The organism is Burkholderia sp. Bp9140, assembly GCF_003853425.1.
Taxonomy (GTDB): domain Bacteria; phylum Pseudomonadota; class Gammaproteobacteria; order Burkholderiales; family Burkholderiaceae; genus Burkholderia.
This window is the reverse complement of record NZ_QTPQ01000006.1, coordinates 170,583-189,928: the sequence shown is the minus strand read 5'-3', so window position 1 is coordinate 189,928 and position 19,346 is coordinate 170,583. Positions and strand designations below refer to the sequence as shown.

At 65.3% G+C, this 19,346-nt stretch carries 17 protein-coding genes and 1 pseudogene; 5 read left to right on the top strand and 13 right to left on the bottom strand.

Going from position 1 to position 19,346, the window contains the following annotated elements:
- Positions 1 to 283 precede the first annotated feature (283 nt).
- On the top strand, positions 284 to 1,600 hold the full coding sequence (locus DIE21_RS07680) for a replication initiation protein (protein ID WP_124497114.1): 1,317 nt from the start codon (positions 284 to 286) through the stop codon (positions 1,598 to 1,600).
- Between the two features lie 90 nt (positions 1,601 to 1,690).
- Here DIE21_RS07680 and DIE21_RS07675 read toward each other — a convergent pair whose 3' ends face one another.
- The 4 genes from DIE21_RS07675 to DIE21_RS07660 all read right to left on the bottom strand — a co-directional run bounded on the left by DIE21_RS07675 (position 1,691) and on the right by DIE21_RS07660 (position 6,454).
- The gene (locus DIE21_RS07675) at positions 1,691 to 2,722 is read right to left on the bottom strand and encodes a ParB/RepB/Spo0J family partition protein (RefSeq protein WP_124497113.1); all 1,032 of its coding nucleotides are present in this window, start codon (positions 2,720 to 2,722) and stop codon (positions 1,691 to 1,693) included.
- Positions 2,715 to 3,410 (bottom strand): ParA family protein, encoded by a 696-nt coding sequence (locus DIE21_RS07670; RefSeq protein ID WP_124497112.1) that lies wholly within the window; start codon positions 3,408 to 3,410, stop codon positions 2,715 to 2,717. Before DIE21_RS07670 ends, DIE21_RS07675 begins: the two co-directional genes overlap by 8 nt.
- A gap of 434 nt (positions 3,411 to 3,844) precedes the next feature.
- Positions 3,845 to 4,024 carry a hypothetical protein gene (locus DIE21_RS07665; protein ID WP_124497111.1) on the bottom strand — a complete coding sequence of 60 codons (180 nt, stop codon included), beginning with the start codon at positions 4,022 to 4,024 and terminating at the stop codon, positions 3,845 to 3,847.
- Positions 4,025 to 5,329: 1,305 nt separating this feature from the next.
- On the bottom strand, positions 5,330 to 6,454 hold the full coding sequence (locus DIE21_RS07660; RefSeq protein WP_124497110.1) for an MBL fold metallo-hydrolase: 1,125 nt from the start codon (positions 6,452 to 6,454) through the stop codon (positions 5,330 to 5,332).
- An 83-nt stretch (positions 6,455 to 6,537) separates the two neighbouring features.
- Between DIE21_RS07660 and DIE21_RS07655 the strand changes: the two genes are divergently transcribed.
- Both DIE21_RS07655 and DIE21_RS07650 read left to right on the top strand, forming a co-directional pair.
- The gene (locus DIE21_RS07655; RefSeq protein ID WP_124497109.1) at positions 6,538 to 7,191 is read left to right on the top strand and encodes a TetR/AcrR family transcriptional regulator; all 654 of its coding nucleotides are present in this window, start codon (positions 6,538 to 6,540) and stop codon (positions 7,189 to 7,191) included.
- 193 nt (positions 7,192 to 7,384) lie between these two features.
- On the top strand, positions 7,385 to 7,876 hold the full coding sequence (locus tag DIE21_RS07650; RefSeq protein ID WP_124497108.1) for a flavodoxin family protein: 492 nt from the start codon (positions 7,385 to 7,387) through the stop codon (positions 7,874 to 7,876).
- Positions 7,877 to 8,060: 184 nt separating this feature from the next.
- On the opposite strand, the pseudogene DIE21_RS38120 reads toward DIE21_RS07650, so the two are convergent.
- Positions 8,061 to 8,608 (bottom strand): annotated as a pseudogene (locus tag DIE21_RS38120) (DUF2889 domain-containing protein); the annotation flags it as partial.
- A gap of 705 nt (positions 8,609 to 9,313) precedes the next feature.
- On the opposite strand from DIE21_RS38120, the gene DIE21_RS07635 reads away from it, so the two are divergent.
- Both DIE21_RS07635 and DIE21_RS07630 read left to right on the top strand, forming a co-directional pair.
- Positions 9,314 to 9,982: a ProQ/FinO family protein gene (locus DIE21_RS07635; protein WP_124497143.1), complete on the top strand. Its 669-nt coding sequence runs from the start codon at positions 9,314 to 9,316 to the stop codon at positions 9,980 to 9,982.
- A gap of 607 nt (positions 9,983 to 10,589) precedes the next feature.
- Positions 10,590 to 11,651, top strand: coding sequence for a DMT family transporter (locus DIE21_RS07630; RefSeq protein ID WP_124497106.1), 1,062 nt, complete (start codon positions 10,590 to 10,592; stop codon positions 11,649 to 11,651).
- Positions 11,652 to 11,778: 127 nt separating this feature from the next.
- On the opposite strand, the gene DIE21_RS07625 is transcribed toward DIE21_RS07630, so the two are convergent.
- From DIE21_RS07625 to DIE21_RS07590, 8 genes are all read right to left on the bottom strand, one after another.
- Positions 11,779 to 12,144: a bleomycin resistance protein gene (locus DIE21_RS07625; RefSeq protein WP_124497105.1), complete on the bottom strand. Its 366-nt coding sequence runs from the start codon at positions 12,142 to 12,144 to the stop codon at positions 11,779 to 11,781.
- A gap of 118 nt (positions 12,145 to 12,262) precedes the next feature.
- Positions 12,263 to 12,853 carry a nitrogen fixation protein NifQ gene (locus DIE21_RS07620; RefSeq protein ID WP_124497104.1) on the bottom strand — a complete coding sequence of 197 codons (591 nt, stop codon included), beginning with the start codon at positions 12,851 to 12,853 and terminating at the stop codon, positions 12,263 to 12,265.
- Positions 12,854 to 12,946: 93 nt separating this feature from the next.
- On the bottom strand, positions 12,947 to 13,372 hold the full coding sequence (locus DIE21_RS07615; protein WP_124497103.1) for a molybdopterin-binding protein: 426 nt from the start codon (positions 13,370 to 13,372) through the stop codon (positions 12,947 to 12,949).
- A gap of 181 nt (positions 13,373 to 13,553) precedes the next feature.
- On the bottom strand, positions 13,554 to 15,041 hold the full coding sequence (locus DIE21_RS07610) for an efflux transporter outer membrane subunit (protein WP_124497102.1): 1,488 nt from the start codon (positions 15,039 to 15,041) through the stop codon (positions 13,554 to 13,556).
- A complete protein-coding gene (locus DIE21_RS07605) occupies positions 15,038 to 16,027 on the bottom strand; it encodes an HlyD family secretion protein (RefSeq protein ID WP_124497101.1) in 990 nt (329 codons plus the stop codon). The genes DIE21_RS07610 and DIE21_RS07605 overlap by 4 nt, the downstream gene beginning before the upstream one ends.
- Before the next feature lie 2 nt (positions 16,028 to 16,029).
- Positions 16,030 to 16,242 (bottom strand): DUF1656 domain-containing protein, encoded by a 213-nt coding sequence (locus DIE21_RS07600; RefSeq protein ID WP_006755496.1) that lies wholly within the window; start codon positions 16,240 to 16,242, stop codon positions 16,030 to 16,032.
- A gap of 34 nt (positions 16,243 to 16,276) precedes the next feature.
- Positions 16,277 to 18,427 (bottom strand): FUSC family protein, encoded by a 2,151-nt coding sequence (locus tag DIE21_RS07595; protein ID WP_124497100.1) that lies wholly within the window; start codon positions 18,425 to 18,427, stop codon positions 16,277 to 16,279.
- Positions 18,424 to 18,903 (bottom strand): MarR family winged helix-turn-helix transcriptional regulator, encoded by a 480-nt coding sequence (locus DIE21_RS07590; protein WP_124497099.1) that lies wholly within the window; start codon positions 18,901 to 18,903, stop codon positions 18,424 to 18,426. Before DIE21_RS07590 ends, DIE21_RS07595 begins: the two co-directional genes overlap by 4 nt.
- Positions 18,904 to 19,346: the final 443 nt, after the last annotated feature.

The following is a 19,346-nucleotide window of genomic DNA, read 5'->3' as shown; positions in this document are numbered from 1 at the left end:
CCGTTCCGGTCGATTGTTTCCCATGAATGGGTACCTTCAATCAGGCAAGTCTCGTGCCGGATCCTGGTTGCCGGCGACACAGGTAGCAGGATTTGGGAGCTGATTTTGGCCAAAAGGTATATGGATATGGGGCCTCTGACAGCTAGAAAAAAATGGAATTTCCCTTTTGTGACGGTATGTTAGCGATGATAGTGAAAGTGATGCTGTAGGAAGGGGCATTGCTCGGTGGCGCGAAAAGGTATAAAGTCCGCCATCAACACGGTCACCTTCTCCGGACATCACGATGCCGCGCAAGCCCGCAATCAAAGGCTCCGACAAGCAGGTTTCGCTATTTCAGACGCCCGAGCCTCCCGATCTGCTGCGCAAGGCGGTCCAGGCCATTCATATCGCTCCGAAGTCCGGAAAGATCGGTCTGCAGCAGCGCAAGATGTTCAGCTCGCTGATCAAGAACGCCCTTCGTCAGGAAGCGTTCGAGCCCGGCCGGACGAGCTTCTCGATCTCGATCGCGGCGCTCTCGCACGAGAGCGGGCTGAACAGCAACAACACGAAGTACGTGAAGGATACGGTCAACTCGCTGATCAGTACCGTCGTCAACTGGGACTACCTTGCCGCGGACCGCTCGACGGTGTGGAAGGCGTCGGGCCTGCTCGCCGGCGCCGAGCTCGAGCAATCGGTGCTGAAGTACAGCTTCTCCGACCAGATTCGCAGCGAGCTGCTCAATCCGGAGATCTACGCGCTCATCGATATGCGGATCGCGCGCGAGTTTCGACGCTCGCACTCGCTCGCCCTGTGGGAGAACACGGTGCGCTACGAGGGGATCGGCATCACGGCGAAGATTCCGCTGCCGAAATTCCGCGATCTCATTCTCGGTCAGGACAAGGCATCGCAGTCGTACAAGGAGTACAAGCTCTTCAAGAGCAAGGTCCTGGTGCCGTGCATTCAGGAGGTGAACGAAGTTTCCGACCACACGCTCGAGCTGATCGAACACAAGTCAGGTCGCAGCGTGGAGGCCGTGCAGTTCAAGGTGACGCGCAAGCAGAGCGCGGATACGGTCGAGGAAGGCGACGTCAAGAACGAAGCGCTCGTCGACGAAGTCGCCAAGTTCGGCATCCCGCGTTCGGAAGTGCGCCGGTTGATCACACAGTACGGCGTGCAGCGCATCAAGGCGGCAATCGCCTATACGCTCAATCGGACTACGAAGAAGAATGCGGCGCCGGTCGACAACGTGGCTGCGTATTTCCGCAAGGCGCTGACGCACGGTTATACGCTGGCCGACGGGCAGGGGACCGAAACGGCCGCGCCGGCGAAGGAGTCCGCGCAGAGCAAGCAGGAACAGATTCGCGACAAATACCTCGCCGCGAAGGTCGACGAAGCCGGTGCGTATTTCCGTGAACTGGAGATCGACGACCAGACCAAGCTGATCGAGCGCTACAACGATACGGTGGCCGGTTCGAAGGATCTCACGCTGTCGCCGAAGAAGAAGGCGAGCAAGCTGGCGCAAACCAGTTTCTTCCGATGGCTGGCGCTCGATACCTGGGGCGAACCGACCTCGGACGACTTGCTGGAATTCCTGCTGAAAAGCAGCCTCGCGACCAACTGATCAAGGCCTCGCAGCCTGGCATGCGTCGCGTACCGGACTTCATCCGGCTGCGCGATGCCGTGCAGGTGCGAGGCCTTTGCCTTGGGACACTCACTTTTGCGCAGTGACCGCCAGTTCAGCGACGTACGCATCGATCACGGTCTTGAGCCGGTCGGCGAGCGATTCCTGGTGGGACGCATCCACGCCCTTCAGTTGCAAATCCAGGCGGCCGTCCGGATAGGTCTTCAGCTGACCGATCGCGCGTGATTCAAGTGCGAAATCGTGACGAACGCTGTAGCGCGTGCGCCCTGTCTTCTTGTTGCCGTCGCTCTGCGCGCGCAGGAAATTCTCGAGGTCGCGTACCGACTTTTTCCGGTCGATCACCGCCGTGAGCAGACGGTCGGCGGCCGGTTCGCCCAGGCGCTCGAAGATCAGCTTCAGGAAGTACGCGGCCTGCAGGCCGACCACTTCGTTCGCGCTGGCCATCCGCTCGAGCAGCGTGTTCGGCAGTGCGTTCAGCGACAGCGTCTTGCTGATCGATGCCTTGTCCTTGCCGATCTTCTCCGCGAGCGTGTTCTGGTCGGGGAAGACTTTTTCGTCGAGAAGGCGCTTCCACGCGACTGCATCGTCGAAGATCGTCTGGCGTTCGTGGTCGTGGTTGGCGCGATACGCAATCGTATAGAGCTGCTCGGGCGTGTGGTCCGTGCGGAACGTTGCGGTGATCGTCTCGTCGCCGTTGATGCTCGTTGCGCGCAAGCGGCGTTGCCCGTCGATCACGACGAGCTTGCCGGGAAATTCCGGAAGCCGTGTGACCTTGATCGGCTCGATCTGCCCTTCCCGCTTCAGCGTCAGCGCGAGCTCGTGCAGGCTCGATTCCGAATAGAAGACGCGCGGGTTGAACGGGTTCGGGATGCAGTCCTTGACCGCGACCTTCTGCGGTGCGCCGAGATCGAGCGGGTTTGCGGGCGTGGCCGCGGTCGGGGCGACGGGGGCTGCCGCTTCGGCGGCGGGATTCGGCGCAGGCGTCGGCTCGGGCAGACGCGTTTCCAGCGCCGCGTTTTCCTGCGCGAGCCCGCGCAGCAGGCCGGCAGCGAGATGCAGGTTGCCGGTCGGTTTCTTGTCCTTGGAAGTGTCCTTAGCCATGAGCGGCTCCGGTAGCGCGCGTCGACGCGATGTATTGGGCCATTTCGGTGACCAGCCTCTCGATTTCCGCGCGGGCTTCCTTCAGCCCCTTCAGGTATCGATTGTGATGATGGATCGTGGTGCCGAGGGCGAACGTCTGCCGGTAGACCTCGCGCTGCGCGATCTGGCTGTCCAGCAGATGCTCCCCTATTTCTTCAGCCCTTAGAATTTTTAAAATTTCTTCACGCATTTTAGTTTTTCCATTGACGCTATTCAGCATCAGCGCGGAAGACAAAGTCGGGTTACGAACGGCACGCATCGACTCGATCATGCGAATCATCGCGACGGTGCTGTACAGGTCGGCCGGCGACGGGGACAGCGGCACGAGGCAGAAATCGGCGACTTCGAGCACGGACGCGATGCGCGGATCTTCGAGGTTGCCTGGGCAATCGACAACGATCACATCGAAATTCGCGTCCTGCTTCTTGATCTCACCGCCGATACCGCGACCGGCGGGGGCCAACGACAGCACCGTCATCGGGAGCGTATTTTCTCCGCTCGTCACCCATCTGACCGATGTGCCTTGAGGGTCGGCATCGATCAAGGCGACCTTGTTGCCGCCGGCCTCGAAGGCCGCCGCGATATTGACGGAGATGGTCGTCTTTCCAGTACCACCTTTTTGATTGCTGACGGCGATCTTGAAAGCCATTAAATTCCTCCAAGGAGTTTTGCGTAATATATGCACTTATTGATGAAAAGTCCAGAAAGTATTAGATGGCAAGATGAATTTGCTGATTGATGTAGTTGTTACGTGACAAGCCGGCCAAGTGGCCAGCAAGTTATTTGTGGTTTGAAATCGAATGAAAAATAGAAAATGATGACAATTTCATTCGAGATGGAAGATGCTAATAGAGTGCTGAAGACTTTAGCGCCGTGGACGACTAAAAATCGCAATAGTGATTCGGAGCACGTTGCGTTCTTGTTCTGGAAGGGCTGGTGCTGTTTTGCTAACGACTTGCGAGCCTGAACGGCATCGAAATCTGCAGTTGTCACGTGACAAGTCGACACGGCTGACCAGGGACCACAAATCTGCATCGCCGGGAGCATGCGGATTCGAAGTGTCGTCGTGATCCCGGCAAATCCTCATTTCTCATTGCCGTAGTCTGAACTCGCATATGACTGCTCGTGCTCGTGCTCGTGCTCGTGCTCGTGCTCGTGCTCGTGCGACTGCGACTGCGACTGCGACTGCGACTGCGACTGCGACTGCGACTGCGACTGCGACTGCGACTGCGACTGCGACTGCTGTGGGTTGTTACGTGACAACCTCATCCCTGGGACGAAAATCGTCCGCCGCAGCGCGGCCACTATAGAGATCGCTAACGTGAAGGAATCTTCGGGGCATACGAAGTGGCGGAAGTTAGTCGGTTGACCTTGGTCGCCGATATGCGCGCCTGTAGGTTGAGCGTTTGTCACGTGACAAACGCTGTGGCTTCATGCCGGAATGACCAGCGTGATTGCTGCGGACATACTCAGAATGATTCAAGATGACTCGCTATTCGAGCCGGGATGGGTGCGTGAATTGAACTCCGTTCGACTGCGCGCGTCGGCCGGCGCCGTCTGAGGGCATTCTTGAACGACGCGAGCTTTTAATCTCGGCACGGCAACCGGTCGGGATTCTCGGGTAATTGATGTGACCCCAATAAATCAGACGGATCCAGGCACACCGTTGCAGCAACGATGGGGAGGGGAGGGAGCAGATATTCCGAGTTGGTTGTGTCAGCGAGTGATCTGCTGGATGCGAGCATTGGCATCGTGTCACGCACGCAGCCTCGCCACACGATCCCTCTATTGGAGGTGAATTCATGTGCTTTGCGATGCGAGGCGACGTGAATCTGCAGGCTCGTGAAACATTTCCGAAAAATGGGGTGTCTTCGTAAACCATTGCCAGGCAATGGGTTGCGCCACTTTCTTCATGTTGTTTCACGCAAAATGAGCGTGATCGGCAAGTGAAATGGGGGCGCATGGATCTCGCGGGGGAGATTGCATCAAGACAACGAGGCACGATGCAAAATCGTATCGAGCAATACGTGTTTTGTAATAATAGATACGTCATTGGCGCGGCAACGCGTGTAGCTCGATCGACCCGCCGGCGACCTGAGACATCGCGACGAACAGGTCGCATGGAGAGTTCAGTAGATTTAGCGCCACTCATCATCGCCAGTTGTCACGTGACAACGCGTGCCGGATTGCGAACTGACGGATGTCGGGGGAAATCGACGTGGCCCCGGCCATATTGAATCCACAGTACGCCCCAAGATGGCGTGGAGCGAAACGTGATTCTCCAGACAGCCTGAGATGATCGTCGCCGAGGTGTTCGGTCAGTGTCTATTGAGGCTCGGACGAATCGGGAATCTGCGAAACCTGCGTCGAGGAGATGAAGCGCGTCGCCATTGTCGGACACGACCACGTGCACCCCGGCCGATACCGAACGACTGCTTTCCGGCTGGCCGGCCGATCGTCGTCACGGACCATCAATTGACGAGTCCACCGCTCAATTCCGCGTCTCGACGAAAAACCGCTGCTGAACCGCCGCAACGCTTTCGGCCAGAAACGCGGCGGCCAGCAAACCTACTTCGTTGTCTGCGATGCGCACACTTGCCACCGGTGCGTCTTCGCGACGGGAACCTTTTTCGCGTCATCGACGGTTCGCCACCATCGCTCACCGCGATGCGGCTCATTCAGATCGAGCCGCTCGCCCATCCTGGGCGTCGACAACTCGACGCCCCGCACCATTGCCAACGCAGTGACGCGCTCGAACGGCTCCTGCCAACGATGCATCGCGAGATCGAACGTGCCGTTGTGAATCGGTATCAGTGTGCGACCGCGCAGGTCGATGTGCGCCTGCACGGTTTCTTCCGGCTGCATGTGCACGTAGGGCCATTGCGGGTCGTATGCCCCGGTCTCGATCAGTGTTACGTCGAAGGGGCCAAGACGCTCGCCGATTGTCCGGAAACCGTCGAAGTAGCCGGTGTCGCCGCTGAAGAACATGCGAAACGCGTCGTCGACGATGACCCATGACGCCCACAGCGTGCTGTTGCCGTCAAACAGGCTGCGCCCGGAGAAGTGCTGCGCCGGTGTCGCGGTCAGCGTCAGGCCGTCGACGTCGATGCTTTGCCACCAGTCGATCTGGCGCACCTTCTTCGCGTCGATACCCCACTCGATCAGTCGGTCGCCGACGCCCAGCGTCGTAACGAACACGCCGGTCGTGGCCGCAAGCGCGATCACCGTGTCGCGGTCGAGGTGATCGTAGTGATCGTGCGACAGGATCACGCCGCGCAACGGCGGGAGATTCTCGAGCGCAATCGGCGGCGCATGGAAGCGCTTGGGGCCAATGCGTCGAAATGGCGAGGCACGTTCGGCAAATACCGGATCGGTCAGCCAGAACTCACCGCGCAGTTTCAACAGCAGCGTCGAATGCCCGAGCCGATACAAACTGCGGTCAGGGGCCGCGTCGAGTTGCTCACGGGTCAGCGAATCGATCGGCAGTGCGCTTGTCGGAACCGTATTGCGCGGCTTGTTGACCAGCATGTTCCATGCAATGCCGAGCATCTTGCCGAAACCATCGACCGGTCGCGGCGCGACGTTGCTGAAACGTTCGCCGTTGTGCTGCGGCGACTCGCCGGACAGTGTGCGGCCACGCCTGGCGGCGGCGAAACCCAGTACGCGATGAAGAAAAACGAGAGGCGAAGCCATGTCGATTCGTCCGGAAATGAAAGTACACTAAACAGTGTAGTTTATCCCTGGGAAAAGTAAACTCAGCGGTGTAAAATTTTTCCATGGATACGAGTTCTTCTCCTCAGCGCCTGACCGATCGAAAGCGCGCGGCGATTCTCGCCGCCGCGATCGAGGAATTTCGCGCGGCCGGTTACGACGCGACCAGCATGGATCGCATCGCCGCACGCGCGGACGTGTCGAAGCGCACCGTCTACAACCACTTTCCCGGCAAGGAAGCATTGTTCGCAGCGATCCTGCATCGGCTGTGGGACGCGACGCTGACCGCCGGTGCGCCGGCCTACCGTGCCGATGTGCCGCTGCGCGATCAACTGCTCGCGCTGCTGGGCCGCAAATTGCGGCTGCTGAACGACGAAGCGTTTCTCGCGCTCGCACGCGTCGCGATCGGCGCAGCCATCCACTCGCCGGAACGCGCGCGCGACATGGTCGAACGCATGGGCGAGCGCGAAGAAGACGTGACGGTCTGGATTCGCGCGGCCGCGGCGGCTGGCCGGCTGTCTGCGACCGATCCCGTATTCGCCGCGCATCAACTGCATGGGATCGTGAAAGCGTTCGCGTTCTGGCCGCAGGTGACGATGGGCCAGCCGCCGCTGGGTGCGCAGGAACAGCAGAAGGTCGCGGAAACGGCTGCCGACATGTTTCTTGCGTACTACGCGCGTCCGGACCACGCCGGCGCGTCAGGTGCCGGGCAGGACTGACCGCACGTCGTGCGAAGCGCGAACGCGGACGGGGGCGTCGTTTTGCTCGATGCGCGCTGCATCCGCCATCCGGAAGCAAGCGCCATGCGACCTTTGGCGAGCGCAGGGCCAGGCACACACGTCGACAGAGTCCGTTTGAGCCGTACCGACGCGTGCGGCGGGCGTATATGAAACCGAACGTGAGCGAACACCGATGAAGACGCTACTGATCGTCTATCACACGATGACCGGAGGCACGCAGCAGATGGCCGAAGCGGCCGCGGGTGCCGCGCGCGAACAACCCGGCGTCGACGTCAGGTTGCAGCGTGCGGATGCGACAAGCGCGGACGACGTGCTCGCCGCCGACGCCTACCTGTTCGCGACGCCGGAAAATCTCGCCGCGATGTCCGGGCTGATGAAGGATTTCTTCGATCGCTGCTACTACGCGGCGCTCGATCGCGTGAACGGCCGCCCATATGCGGCGATGATCTGCGCGGGCAGCGACGGACAGAATGCGCTGCGCCAGATCGACCGGATCGCGACCGGATGGCGACTCAGGAATGTGGCGCCCGGCCTGATCGTCTGTACCCATGCGCAGACACCGGAGCGAATCCTTGCGCCGAAGACGATCGGCAGCGAGGATCTCGCGCGCTGCGCGGAGATCGGCGCGGGTCTTGCTGCGGGGCTCGCGCTCGGCGTGTTCTGATGACTACCGCCGGTCCACCCGGTCGAGGCGGTACCACAGCCGCACGCAAGAACCGGACCGTGACGCTTGCCGTGCAGGCACCCGATTGCAGCGAACTCGCGCGATGCGCACGGCTTGAGCTGCACCGCCCGCGAGCCCGCATCGCCGTGCGCGGCAGCGGCACCGATCGGGTATCAACGAACTGGTTACCCTTGGCGGACACCGTCGGCTGATGGTATTCGCGCCACCGGCTCTTCACGAGATCGCGCGAAGCGCGATACGCATGGCAGCTGTCGATCTTGAGCGGCTTTCCGTCGCCGGCGCGGTCATTCAGCGATGGCGGACGCACGCCGACCATCGTCCGACAGGCCGCGGTTGCGACCGGACCGAGAATTTCCTTCAGATGGGCGCACGCGTCGCACGACGGCAGGCGCTTGCGGACCTCGCTGTTCCAGCCGGCACCGATGCGTAGTCCGACAAGCGCCTGCTGCGTGTCGACGCCGCCCGGACACTGTGCATAAGGATGCGACCTGATGAACGTGGATACCGGCGCACGATCATGTCGGCATCGAAGACCAGCGTCACGCCGAGGTCGTGAATCGGGACCCGCGCCGCGACCGTGCGTTCGACGTCAGTTGGTGTGAATCGCTCGTCTTGCGGTCCGCGAGACAGGCCGTGACTTTCGAACCGGCCGTCGCTGCGCCGATAGCCGCGTTTGTCGATCTGCCGATGGTGAATCGCTTCGCGCGCAATGCCATCGTGCGGCGGGCCGTGTCGTACAACCGGGGTCTCTTTGCATTCGACAGCGACGTCGCCGGGTGATCAGCGCATCGTGAAACCGGGCGCGGCGGGTTGCCGACGATGTCGATCCGGCCATGCTACGCATTTTCCGGTGCAGCCGTATGATCGACGATCGATGCGGACGCAACTAATTGAATACCAATAGCGGTCGACGCGCACGCTGCCACGCCACGCCACGCCACGCCGCGCCGCGCCAATCGTACGCGAAGGCCCGGTCTGTCGGACAGGGCGAGTCCGCAGGCGTCGGCGTCGTCACTGTCCATACCATCGCTCGCCATTCCGCACTGTGGAATAACCGACGCGAAGCGTGACCCGCGCACCAAAACCGAAAGTGCCGAAAGCGGCACTACGTAACGCGTGTGTCGATACCTGTTGGAAACGCCGCCATAATGCGCAACTGGACCGCGCGGATGCATTGCCTGCCCCCCGGATCCGTCAAATGCGAACCGGTGAGTCCACCGACTGCCGCGCGTACCGGTATACTTCCACTCCTGCCTTTGTCCGGCATCGTGGCCGGGTGCCTGAAACAGTGGTTGTGGCGATGCGGCCCCGCAATGTTCCGCATCGGTGGCAGACAAGCCGCAGGCGATGCGGCGAAACGCCGATGTGCGGAATGGCTGCACGCACCACACCTTATATTCCTGGTGGATTGAATTTATGGGTTTTGAACAACTTGCCGAATTGCGGGCGCAGCTCGCAGCCAAGGCCAAGCAGGAGCGCCACGCGAAGCGACCGGCCGCGCAACCGGACGCCGGCGCGAAGCCGAAGTCCGGCGACCGGCCCGCTCGCGGGGCCAAATCGGGTGCCGGGGCCAAAGCGCCGTCCGGTGCCAAGCCCGCTGCGGCGAAGCCGTCGAAGCCGTCGAAGCCGGTCGATCCGGTCATCGTCGCGATCGGCAAACTGCAGCGCCGGTTCCCGCGCGCGTTCCCGAAGAATCCGGCCCCGAAGGTGCCGCTGAAGGTCGGTATCTGGGACGATCTCGCCCGCGAGGCGCAGGCCGTCGGCCTGAGCGAAGCCGAACTGCGCGAGGCGATGTCCACGTGGTGCCGCGGCAATCGTTACTGGTCGTGTCTCGTCGAAGACGCGGTGCGGGTCGATCTGCAAGGTAACGAAGCCGGGCGCGTGACGCACGACGACGCAGCGCGTGCGCGCCGGCTGAAGTCGCGCCGTCCGGGCAACAAGGGCGGCGCGCACGCGGCAAAGGGCGCACCGCAGCAGCCAAAGGCGGAAGCGCAGGCCGACGCCGCCGCGCCGCAGCCGGCGACCGCGGAAGCGCCGGCCGACGCGGCACCGCAGGCCGAGCAGCAAACGGCCGCGAGCGAGTAACACGCGATACGTCGCCGCGCGAACGCGCGGTGACGGGCTGCCTGCACCGCGCGTGCAGCGCATCATGCGACAGACCGACCTGTCCCCGCTCGGGGCAGGTCGGGACTGCCTCAGCCGGCGACACCACCAGTCAGTCATCGAATCAGCATCGAACCTGCGATGAAAGCGCGTTGGCGGACGCGGCTTGTGCAATGCATCGCGCGTATCGGGCGGGCCAGGCGACCGGATGTCGACCAGCGGCGGTATGCAACACGAAGCCACTCACGTCCCACTACAATAATTCGTGTTCCTAATGTAATCGGGTCGCGGATGAAGCGTCGGATTCGCACGTACGCCTCCATGTCTCGCGAGAGCGGTTGTCAGGCGCGAAGTGCCGCCATAGTCGCGCCGGTTGGCGACTCGCGACACAAACGCGATAATCTCCCCAGCCGGGATCGCCGGGCCGACACACATTGCCGACAATGCATGACGCGACAGGTACCTGAAAGCCGGTGCGACTCGCACTGCATTTCCCGACATTGAACGACACCGGCAAACAGTACGCGCTACGGCATCACACGAAACCCGCCGACTCCATACGCCCAACGCCCTACGCCAAGACCGCACCATGAACCCGAGACACTCCGCGATTCTCGTCGCGCTCACTGCCGCCGCGCTGTTCGGCGCCGCGACGCCGCTCGCCAAGGCCATGATCGGCGCGATGTCGCCGTTCATGGTCGCGGGCCTGTTCTATCTCGGCAGCGGGATCGGCCTCGCGCTCGGGATCCTGCTGCGCGGGCTGCGCAATCGCCGCGCGCCAGCCGAGGATGCCGCGCCGCTGCAACGCGCGGACCTGCCGTGGCTCGCCGGCGCGATCGCGGCCGGCGGCGTCGCGGGCCCGGCGCTGCTGATGCTCGGGCTGTCGAGCACGCCGGCCGCGACGAGTGCGCTGCTGCTCAATCTCGAAGGCGTGCTGACGGCGGTCATCGCGTGGGTCGTGTTTCGCGAGAACGTGGATCTCCAGGTGTTTCTCGGCATGGTCGCGATCGTCGCCGGCGGCACGCTGCTGTCGTGGGTGCCGGGGCAGGCGGGCGTGCCGGTCGGTGCGCTGCTGATCGCCGGCGCATGCCTGTGCTGGGCGATCGACAACAACCTGACCCGCAAGGTCGCCGCGAACGATGCGATGGTCATCGCGTGCGTGAAAGGCCTGGTCGCCGGGCCCGTGAATATCGGCATCGCGCTCGCGGCCGGCGCGGCGCTGCCCGCCGTTCCGGTTGCGGCTGCCGCGATGCTGACCGGCCTCGGCGGCTACGGGATCAGTCTCGTGTTGTTCGTCGTCGCGCTGCGTCATCTCGGCAGTGCGCGCACGGGCGCGTATTTTTCCGTGGCGCCGCTGTTCGGCGTCGTGCTGTCGCTGCTGATCTGGCCGGCGCTGCCGTCGGTCACGTTCTGGATCGCGGCCGCGCTGATGGCGCTCGGCATCTGGCTGCATGTGCGAGAACGGCACGAACACGAACATGCGCATGAGCGGCTCGAGCATACGCACCGGCATCGGCATGACGAACATCATCAGCACACGCACGACTTTCCGTACGACAGCGACGAACCGCACGCGCATCCGCACGTGCACCTGCCGATCACGCACAGCCATGCGCATTTCCCGGACATTCACCACCGCCATCGACACTGACCGCGCGGCGCAAGGAGAACGGCGCGCGGCGCGCGCGATGTCCGTCGCAAGGTAACCATTTATGGGGCGTTGTTTCCTGCCCGCCGCGCTTCTTCGACCCCGATCGATTCAGTCGACCGGTAACGACTCAGTCGTTCGTCTGAATCAGCCGAATCAACGATCCGTCCGGGTCGATCAGCGCGCCGACGGTACCGCCCCATGCCTCGCGTTTCGGCCGATGCGCGCGTGGCCAGCCGGTCGTCTGCTCCGGAATGCCGGCCGCGAGCACCTCGCCGAAAAATGCGCCGACGTCGGCGAGCCGGAAGCAGCAGCTGAACCAGCTCGTGGCCGGGTCGAGGCCGGGATGCGGAAAGAATTCCAGCAGCAGGTCGCCGCGTCTCAGGATCATCCAGCCGTCGTCGCGCCAGGTTTCGACGAAGCCGAGCGTCGCGTAGAACCGCGACGTGGCTTCGAAATCGTGCGACGGCAGATTGGGACTCGCCAGGTCGGTCACGGTGGTTTCTCCGGTGAGCGTTCGCAATCGAACGAAGGCGCGGACCGCGCGCGGACAGATGTCGCGCATGATCGGTCAAACGATGCGTACCGGCAAGCCACGCGGGCTGCCTTCGCGACTATCGTTCCCGGCGAAAGCAGAATCCGAAATCCTCGCAGCCCGCACATCCGGGCGCGGGGCCGGGCGGCAGGCCGAGCGATGCGGCCGCTTCCCGTGCGAGAAATTTCTTCCAGCGCAACTGCGCGGCGTTGCGCGCGGCGAGCGCGGGGAAATAGCGATCGAGCATCGCGGTCACCGCGTCGCGTCCGTCGAGGCCGAGATCGCGCCACAGGTGATCGGGGCGCAGGCACGCATGCGCGATGATTGCCGCGACGCAGTCGGCATCGTCGCGCGCGACGGCGGGATGCGCATTCCGCATCAGCAGCGCGTGCAGCGTCGCGACGAATTGCGCGTGCGCGGCCGGCAGCGGCGCGATGGCGACGGTCGACACGAGTGCGGCGGCATCGGTGGACCGCAAGTGCGGAAACTGGCGGGCAAGCAGGCCGCTCAACCGGACGGGAGACAGGCCGAGCAGCGCGAGTTCGTTGCGGCATGCGCGTGCCGCAACGAGTGCGCCGAACAGATGGGCATCCGGGGAAGCGGCGTCGGCCGCGCCGGACAGCAGCGCTTGCAATGCGCGTTGATGCGCGTGCTCGAGCGCGGACGTCATCGTGCGCGCCTGCACGCCGGTCGAGCGTTGCGCGCCGCTTGCGGGTGCGGCGAACGACGGGGCGTCATTGCAATCGATCAGACGGTCAGGCGATCACTCGACCCCGACGATCACGCTCGACGCCTTGAAGATCGCGGACGCGGCCTTGCCGCTCGCGAGACCGAGGCGATCGACACTGTCGTTGGTGACGATCGCGACGATTTCCGCGCCACCCGCCGCCTTGATCACGACTTCCGAATTGACCGCGCCCTTCGCGATCGACGACACGGTGCCCGCGACGCAGTTGCGGGCCGACACCTTGCTGCTGTCGACGTCGACCATCACGATCACCGATGATGCCTTGACGAGCGCGAACGCCTTCGTGCCGGCCGCGAGGCCCAGCGACGCGACGCTGCCATGCGTGATCACGGCGACGATGTCGAGGCCGTCCTGGGTACGCAGCGTGATTTCGTCGTTGACGGCACCGGGCTTGACGGCGCTGATCTGGCCGGCGAATTGATTACGGGCGCTGGTTCGCATGATGGCTCTCCGGGAAATGAGCCGCCCGATGGGCGGCGAGCGAATGACGGAAACTGCGGACGAGTTTACCGGCAATGCCGGTGACGCGGGACGTCGGCATCGACATACCGGACATGTGAAGCCGCGCACGATGATGCAGGACGGCAGGCGTGTCATGCACGCGGTGCCGTCCTGCGTGCGCCTATTTTGAAGCGGCCGGCGCACCTGCCGTCGACGTCTGCCGCGATGCAGCGGGCGCCGCATCGCCTTCCCATCCGCCGCCGAGCGTGAGGAACAGCTTCACCTGGTCGGCGGCGACCTGCCCTTCGGCCGCGGCGACCTGCGTGCGCACGCTCGTCAGCGTGCGTGTCGCGTCGAGATCGGAGATGAACGACTCGCGGCCGGCCATATAGAGGCGGTGCGTTTCGTCGGCGGAATTGCGCGCCGATTCGTAGGCCGTGCGCAGCGCATCGGTGCGCTGCACGTCGGCCGCATAGGTCGCGAGGCTCGACTGCGTTTCGCGCAGCGCGTTCAGCACGACGCCGTCGAAGTGCGCGAGTGCGCCGCCGGTCGCGGCTTCGGCTTCGCGCACGCGCGCGCGCTGCCCGTTGACCGGGAACGACCAGCTGATCAGTGGTCCGAACGACCAGCGATTCGTGGTGGACGAGAACAGGTCGGCGGCGACACCGACCGAACCGGCCGACGCGCCGATGCTGACCGACGGATACAGCGCGGCGGTCGCGACGCCGATCCGCGCGGTCGCGGCGGCGAGCTGACGCTCGGCTTCGCGAACGTCGGGGCGGCGGCGCAGCAGCGCGGCGCCGTCGCCGATCGGAATCGGCTGGCGCAGCTTCGGCAGCCGCTCGCATTCGGCGACCGCCTTCGGCAGGTCGGCCGGCGAGCGTGCGAGCAGCGCGGCGAGCTGGTATTGCGCGATCTTGCGGCGGCCCTGGAAGCGCGGGATGTCGGCGGACAGCGTGCGCACCTGCGTGACGCCTCGCGTCACATCGGTCTGGTTGCCGCGCCCCGCGTCGCGCAGCCGCTGCGACAGCTTCACGCGCTGCTGCTGCAGCGCGAGCGACTGCTTCGCGATCGCGAGCTCGTCGCCGGCGGAGCACGAATCGACGTAGGCACGCACGACGTCCGCGACGACGGTGATGCGCGCGAGGTCGGCGGCTGCCTGCACGGCCTCGCTGTCCGCGCGCGCAGCCTCGACGCCGCGCCGCAGCTTGCCGAACAGATCGAGTTCGTACGACACGCTGATGCCGACCGCGCCTTCGTTCACGACCGGCAGCTTGTTTTCGAGCAGATACTGCTCGGCCGATTCCTGCGCGCGCTGCACGGCCGCTTCCGCGCTGCCGGAGAAGCCGCCCTGTTCGTTCGCGACTTCCAGCGCCGCGCGCGAACGCGCGAGGTTGGCGGCGGCGACGCGCAGGTCGGTGTTCGATTTCAGCGCGCTGCGCACGAGCTCGTCGAGCACGGGATCGTCGTACAGCTGCCACCAGTTGCCCGGCACCGCGTCGCGCGACACGAGCATACCGTTCGCGTCGTCGAGCGCGTGGTTCGCGAGCGGCGCGTTCACGTACGCCTGCTGCGGCAGCGTGTAGTCGGGGCCGACGGACTTGCACGCGCCGAGGGCGAGCGCGAGCGGCGCGAGTGCCGCCGCGAGGCGCAGGCCGCGGCGCTTCATCGGGAGGCTCCTGTCGCGCCGACGGCCGCGGGCACGGATGCCGCCGACGATGCCGCCGCCGATGCCGCGGCTGCCGTCGACGCGCCGGCAGCCGGCTTCGCCCTGTCGTCGCGGCGCGCATCGGGCGAGCGCATTGCGACGGTCGCGGTGCGGCCGGCGATCATGCGGAAGTCGTCGGGCACCTCGTCGAGCACGACGCGCACCGGCACGCGCTGCGCGAGCCGCACCCAGCTGAACGCCGGGTTCACGTTCGGCAGCAGGTTCGCGCCCTGCGTGCGGTCGCGATCCTCGATCGCGGCGACGATGCTCTGCACGTGGCCGCGCAGCGGATGCGGCTCGCCCATCACGGCGATGTCGACCGGCTGGCCGATATGGATGCTGCGCAGCTTGGTTTCCTCGAAGTAGCCGTCGACGCGGAACGAATTGCGGTCGACGACCGACAGCACCGCGCGGCCGGCCGGCACATACTCGCCGACGCGCGGCGCGCGGTCGTTCAGGTAGCCGTCGACGGGGCTCGTGATCGTCGTGCGCTGCAGGTTCAGCTTCGCGGTGTCGAGCGACACCTGCGCATCGGCGACGGCAGCTTCGCCCTGCTCGACGCGCGTGCGGCTTTCCTCGACCTGTTCGCTGGCGACCAGGTTGCCGAGCTGCAGGTTCCGCGCATACTCGCGCTTCGCCTGAGCGAGCGTCGCGCGGCGCTGCGCGAGCGTCGCCTCCGCCAGCCGTTCCGCGAGCGTGTAGCGGGCCTGGTCGATCACGAACAGCACCTGGCCGCGCTTGACCTCCTGGTTGTCGGCGACCTGCACCGCGGTGATGAGCCCCGACACGTCGGGCGCGACCTGGATCACGTCGGCGCGCACGTGCCCGTCGCGTGTCCACGGCGAGAACATGTAGTAGTTGATGATCCGCCACAGCACGAGGGCGGCCACGACGACGACGATCAGGGTGAGCAGGATCTGCCCTGCCGAGAGCCAGGTTTTTTTCACGGTTAGCTAGCCACGAGATGGTGGGACACGATGACGACCGCGGCAAACACGAACACGTAGATGCCGAGGTCGAAGATCGAACGGTGCCAGACGAGGCGGTAAAAGCCGACGCGCTCGAGCAGGGCGCGCACGACGATGTTGATCAGGTAGGCGATCAGCATCAGCACGAGCGGAGCCGGCACGAATACGCCGAAGATGTCGATTTCGCCGATCATGGTCGCGGTCGGAAAGACAGGTTGGAAAGCGGGATCATGCGCGTGCTCCGTCCGGTGCGGCGTGCGGCGGCTGCGCGGACGCGGCCGGGTACAGCGACAGCCGCAGGCCGACGAGCGCGTGCAGCGTGTCGCGCAGCCGGCGGCGCGTCGCGGGCGTGGCCGGCGCCGCGGGGGCGGCGGGCGTCGTGCCGTCGTCCGCCGGTGTGGCCGAAGCGCCCGGCAGGTTGCGGCCCGCCACGCGCTGCAGCGCATCGTCGATCGACGCGAGCAGCGCCGGCGGCGCGGGCTGGCGCGCGTTCGCGGCCGCGCAGCGCGTGTAGTGATCGGTGACGCCGGCCAGCACGCGGTCGATCGCGTCGGGCACGTCGCCCGACAGCTTGCGGCGCGAGCGGCGCAGGTCGAGTGCGTTCAGCGCGATGCGCAGGTCGCGGAAGCTCTCGATCGACGGATGGCGGTGGTCGTCGGACGCGCCGAGGCGCGGCAGCAGCTGCGTGACGCGATCGAGCATGCGCGATGCATGGTTGCGCTGGTCGTCGAGCGGCTGGGTCGACGCGGAGCGCGCGACGTCCTCCCAGCCCGAGCGCAGCAGGCGCCGCACCGCGAGTTCCGCGCCGAACGGCCGCGTCGCGCGCGTCCACACGTACGCGAACAGCAGCCCGGCGACGCCCGCGAGGTTGCTGTTCAGGAACACGAAGAAGTCGGCCTCGTACGCGCTCTGGATGCTGACGAAGGTTGCGGTGTTCACCGCGACGAGCATCGTCACCATGTTGAACTGCGGGCGCGGCAGCAGCGTGCCGATCAGGATGAACGGCCCCGCGAACATCAGCACGAGCATCGCGAAGTCGTGCACGTGCGGCAGCACGACGAACAGGTACAGGCCCGCGAACACGACGCTCGCGGTGGTGGCCAGGAAAAACTTGAACACCAGCGGCGCCGGCTCGTCGAGCGCCGCGAAGAAGCTGCACGCGACGGCGACGAGCGTGACGGCGCCGGCGCCGTCGTGCCAGCCGGACTGGATCCACAGCCAGCACGCGAACACGATCGCGCCGGCCACGGTCAGCGTCGAGAACAGCATCATCCCGCGATCGAAGAAGCGCTCGGTGCCGCCGAGCCGCCAGTGCCGGTAACGCGGCTGCCAGACGCCAGATTCGTTCGCGATCAGCGCGCGCAGCGAGCGGCAGTCCTGCCAGATGTCGATGACCTGGTGCAGCCGCCACAGTGCGTTCGACAGCAGCGCGCCGTCCCAGCTCGTCAGCGCGCTGTCGGGCGGCTGCAGTGACGCGATGCGCTCGCGCAGGTGGTCGGCGACCGGGTCGTCGGCCATCTCGCCGTCGCTGCCGGCCTTCACGGCCGGCAGCGGCGCGTCGAACCACTTCGCGGCGTCGGCGAGCAGCGCGTCGAGCGCGGGAGGGCGCACGTGCAGGTCGCGCATCAGTGCGATCAGCGGATCGGCGAGCGACGACATCAACGGCAGGAACAGCTGCATCCGGCCTGCGAGCGCCTGCGCGCGGGCGAGCACGCGCGGGTGCGCGTGGTCGTAGCTCAGCTGGCTCAGCAGGAACTCGAGGCCGGTGATGGTCGCGGCGAGGCGCTGCCGGCACGCGGACAGCGCCTTGCCCGCGAGGTGCCCGGACAGCGTCTCGCGGCCGTAGAACGCGGCGTCCTTGAACCATGCGTCGGTGCGCTCGATCAGCGTCGGCGCGAGCCGGTTCGGGAACACGGCGCTGCCGACCACGCTCGCGCACACGATGCCGAGCACGATTTCCTCGGTCCGTGCGATCGCGACGTCGAAGATCGTCGACGGATCGGTGACGGTCGGCAGCGCGACCAGCGGCATCGTGTAGCCGGCGAGCATGAACACATAGCTGCGCGCGGTGCGGTCGGAGATCGCGAGGTACAGCAGCGTGCCGCACCACGTCGCGACGATGAGGCTGAACAGGAGCGGCGTCTCGACGAACGGCGGCACGAACAGGATCGCGGCGGCCGCGCCGAGCGCGGTGCCGAGCGCGCGATACAGCGCCTTCGAGCGCGTCGCGCCGACGAACGGGTTCGACACGATGTAGACGCTCGCCATCGCCCAGTAAGGGCGCGGCAGCTGGAAATACAGGCCGAGGTACAGCGCCAGCATCGACGCGGCGAACGTCTTGCCCGAGAACAGCCAGTCGCGAAGGCTCGGATAGGTCATGACGCGGAATCGGCGGGGTGGGACGGACGCGACGCCGGATGACGCGCATCGGCCGCGTTGAATGCGTTCAGGACGCGCAGCGTCGCTTCGAGATCGGCGCGCGTGACGCCCTTGAGCACCTGGGCGCGCAGGACGCGCAGGTCTTCTTCCATCTTCGCGGTGACCGCGCGGCCGGCCGACGTCAGCGAAATCGTTTTCGCGCGGCGGTCGTGCGGATCCTCGTCGCGGCGTGCGAGGCCGGCCGCGCACAGCTGGTCGAGCAGTCGCACGAGCGACGGCCCCTCGATGCCGACGTGTTCGGCGAGCGTGCCCTGGCGCACGCCTTCGCCGAGGCGGCCGGCGATCAGCAGCGGCGTCGCGCAGGCTTCGGACACGTTGTACGCGGTCAGCACGGTGTCGCTCGTGCGGCGCCACTTGCGCGCGGTGAGCACCAGCAGGCTGCTGACGGCGAGGCGAAGGTCGTGCAGATTGGTCATGGGCGGGATGATAGGGGCAAAAACATTCGATAGCAAACTATCGTTTTTGTCACCCGGGTGTCATGCGGCTCGCCGCCGCGCCAACCTGCAACGAGCGATTCTGGCTGCGGGCCGGGGCCGGTCACGCTGTAAGCTCGAAAGCGCGCGGCGGGTCGTGAGGCATCGCAGGCGATCCGGCGGATCGGATCAGACCATACCGGTCGACCCGGGCGATCGCGATCGCCGTTGGCGGTCAGCACGATCCGTGCCCGGGGTGTCGGGGCGCTGCAGGCACGACACGACTCCGGTTCCGGACGGCTGCGTACCGGCCACGCCGAATGAATGTAGCGCGTCATGCGTTCCGCACTGTACTGGGTTCGCACGCGATTGCACCAGGTGTTTAGCCCCGCCAATTAGCGATGCCGGATGTCATGGGACGATGTGGCGATCGGGGTTTTCCCGTG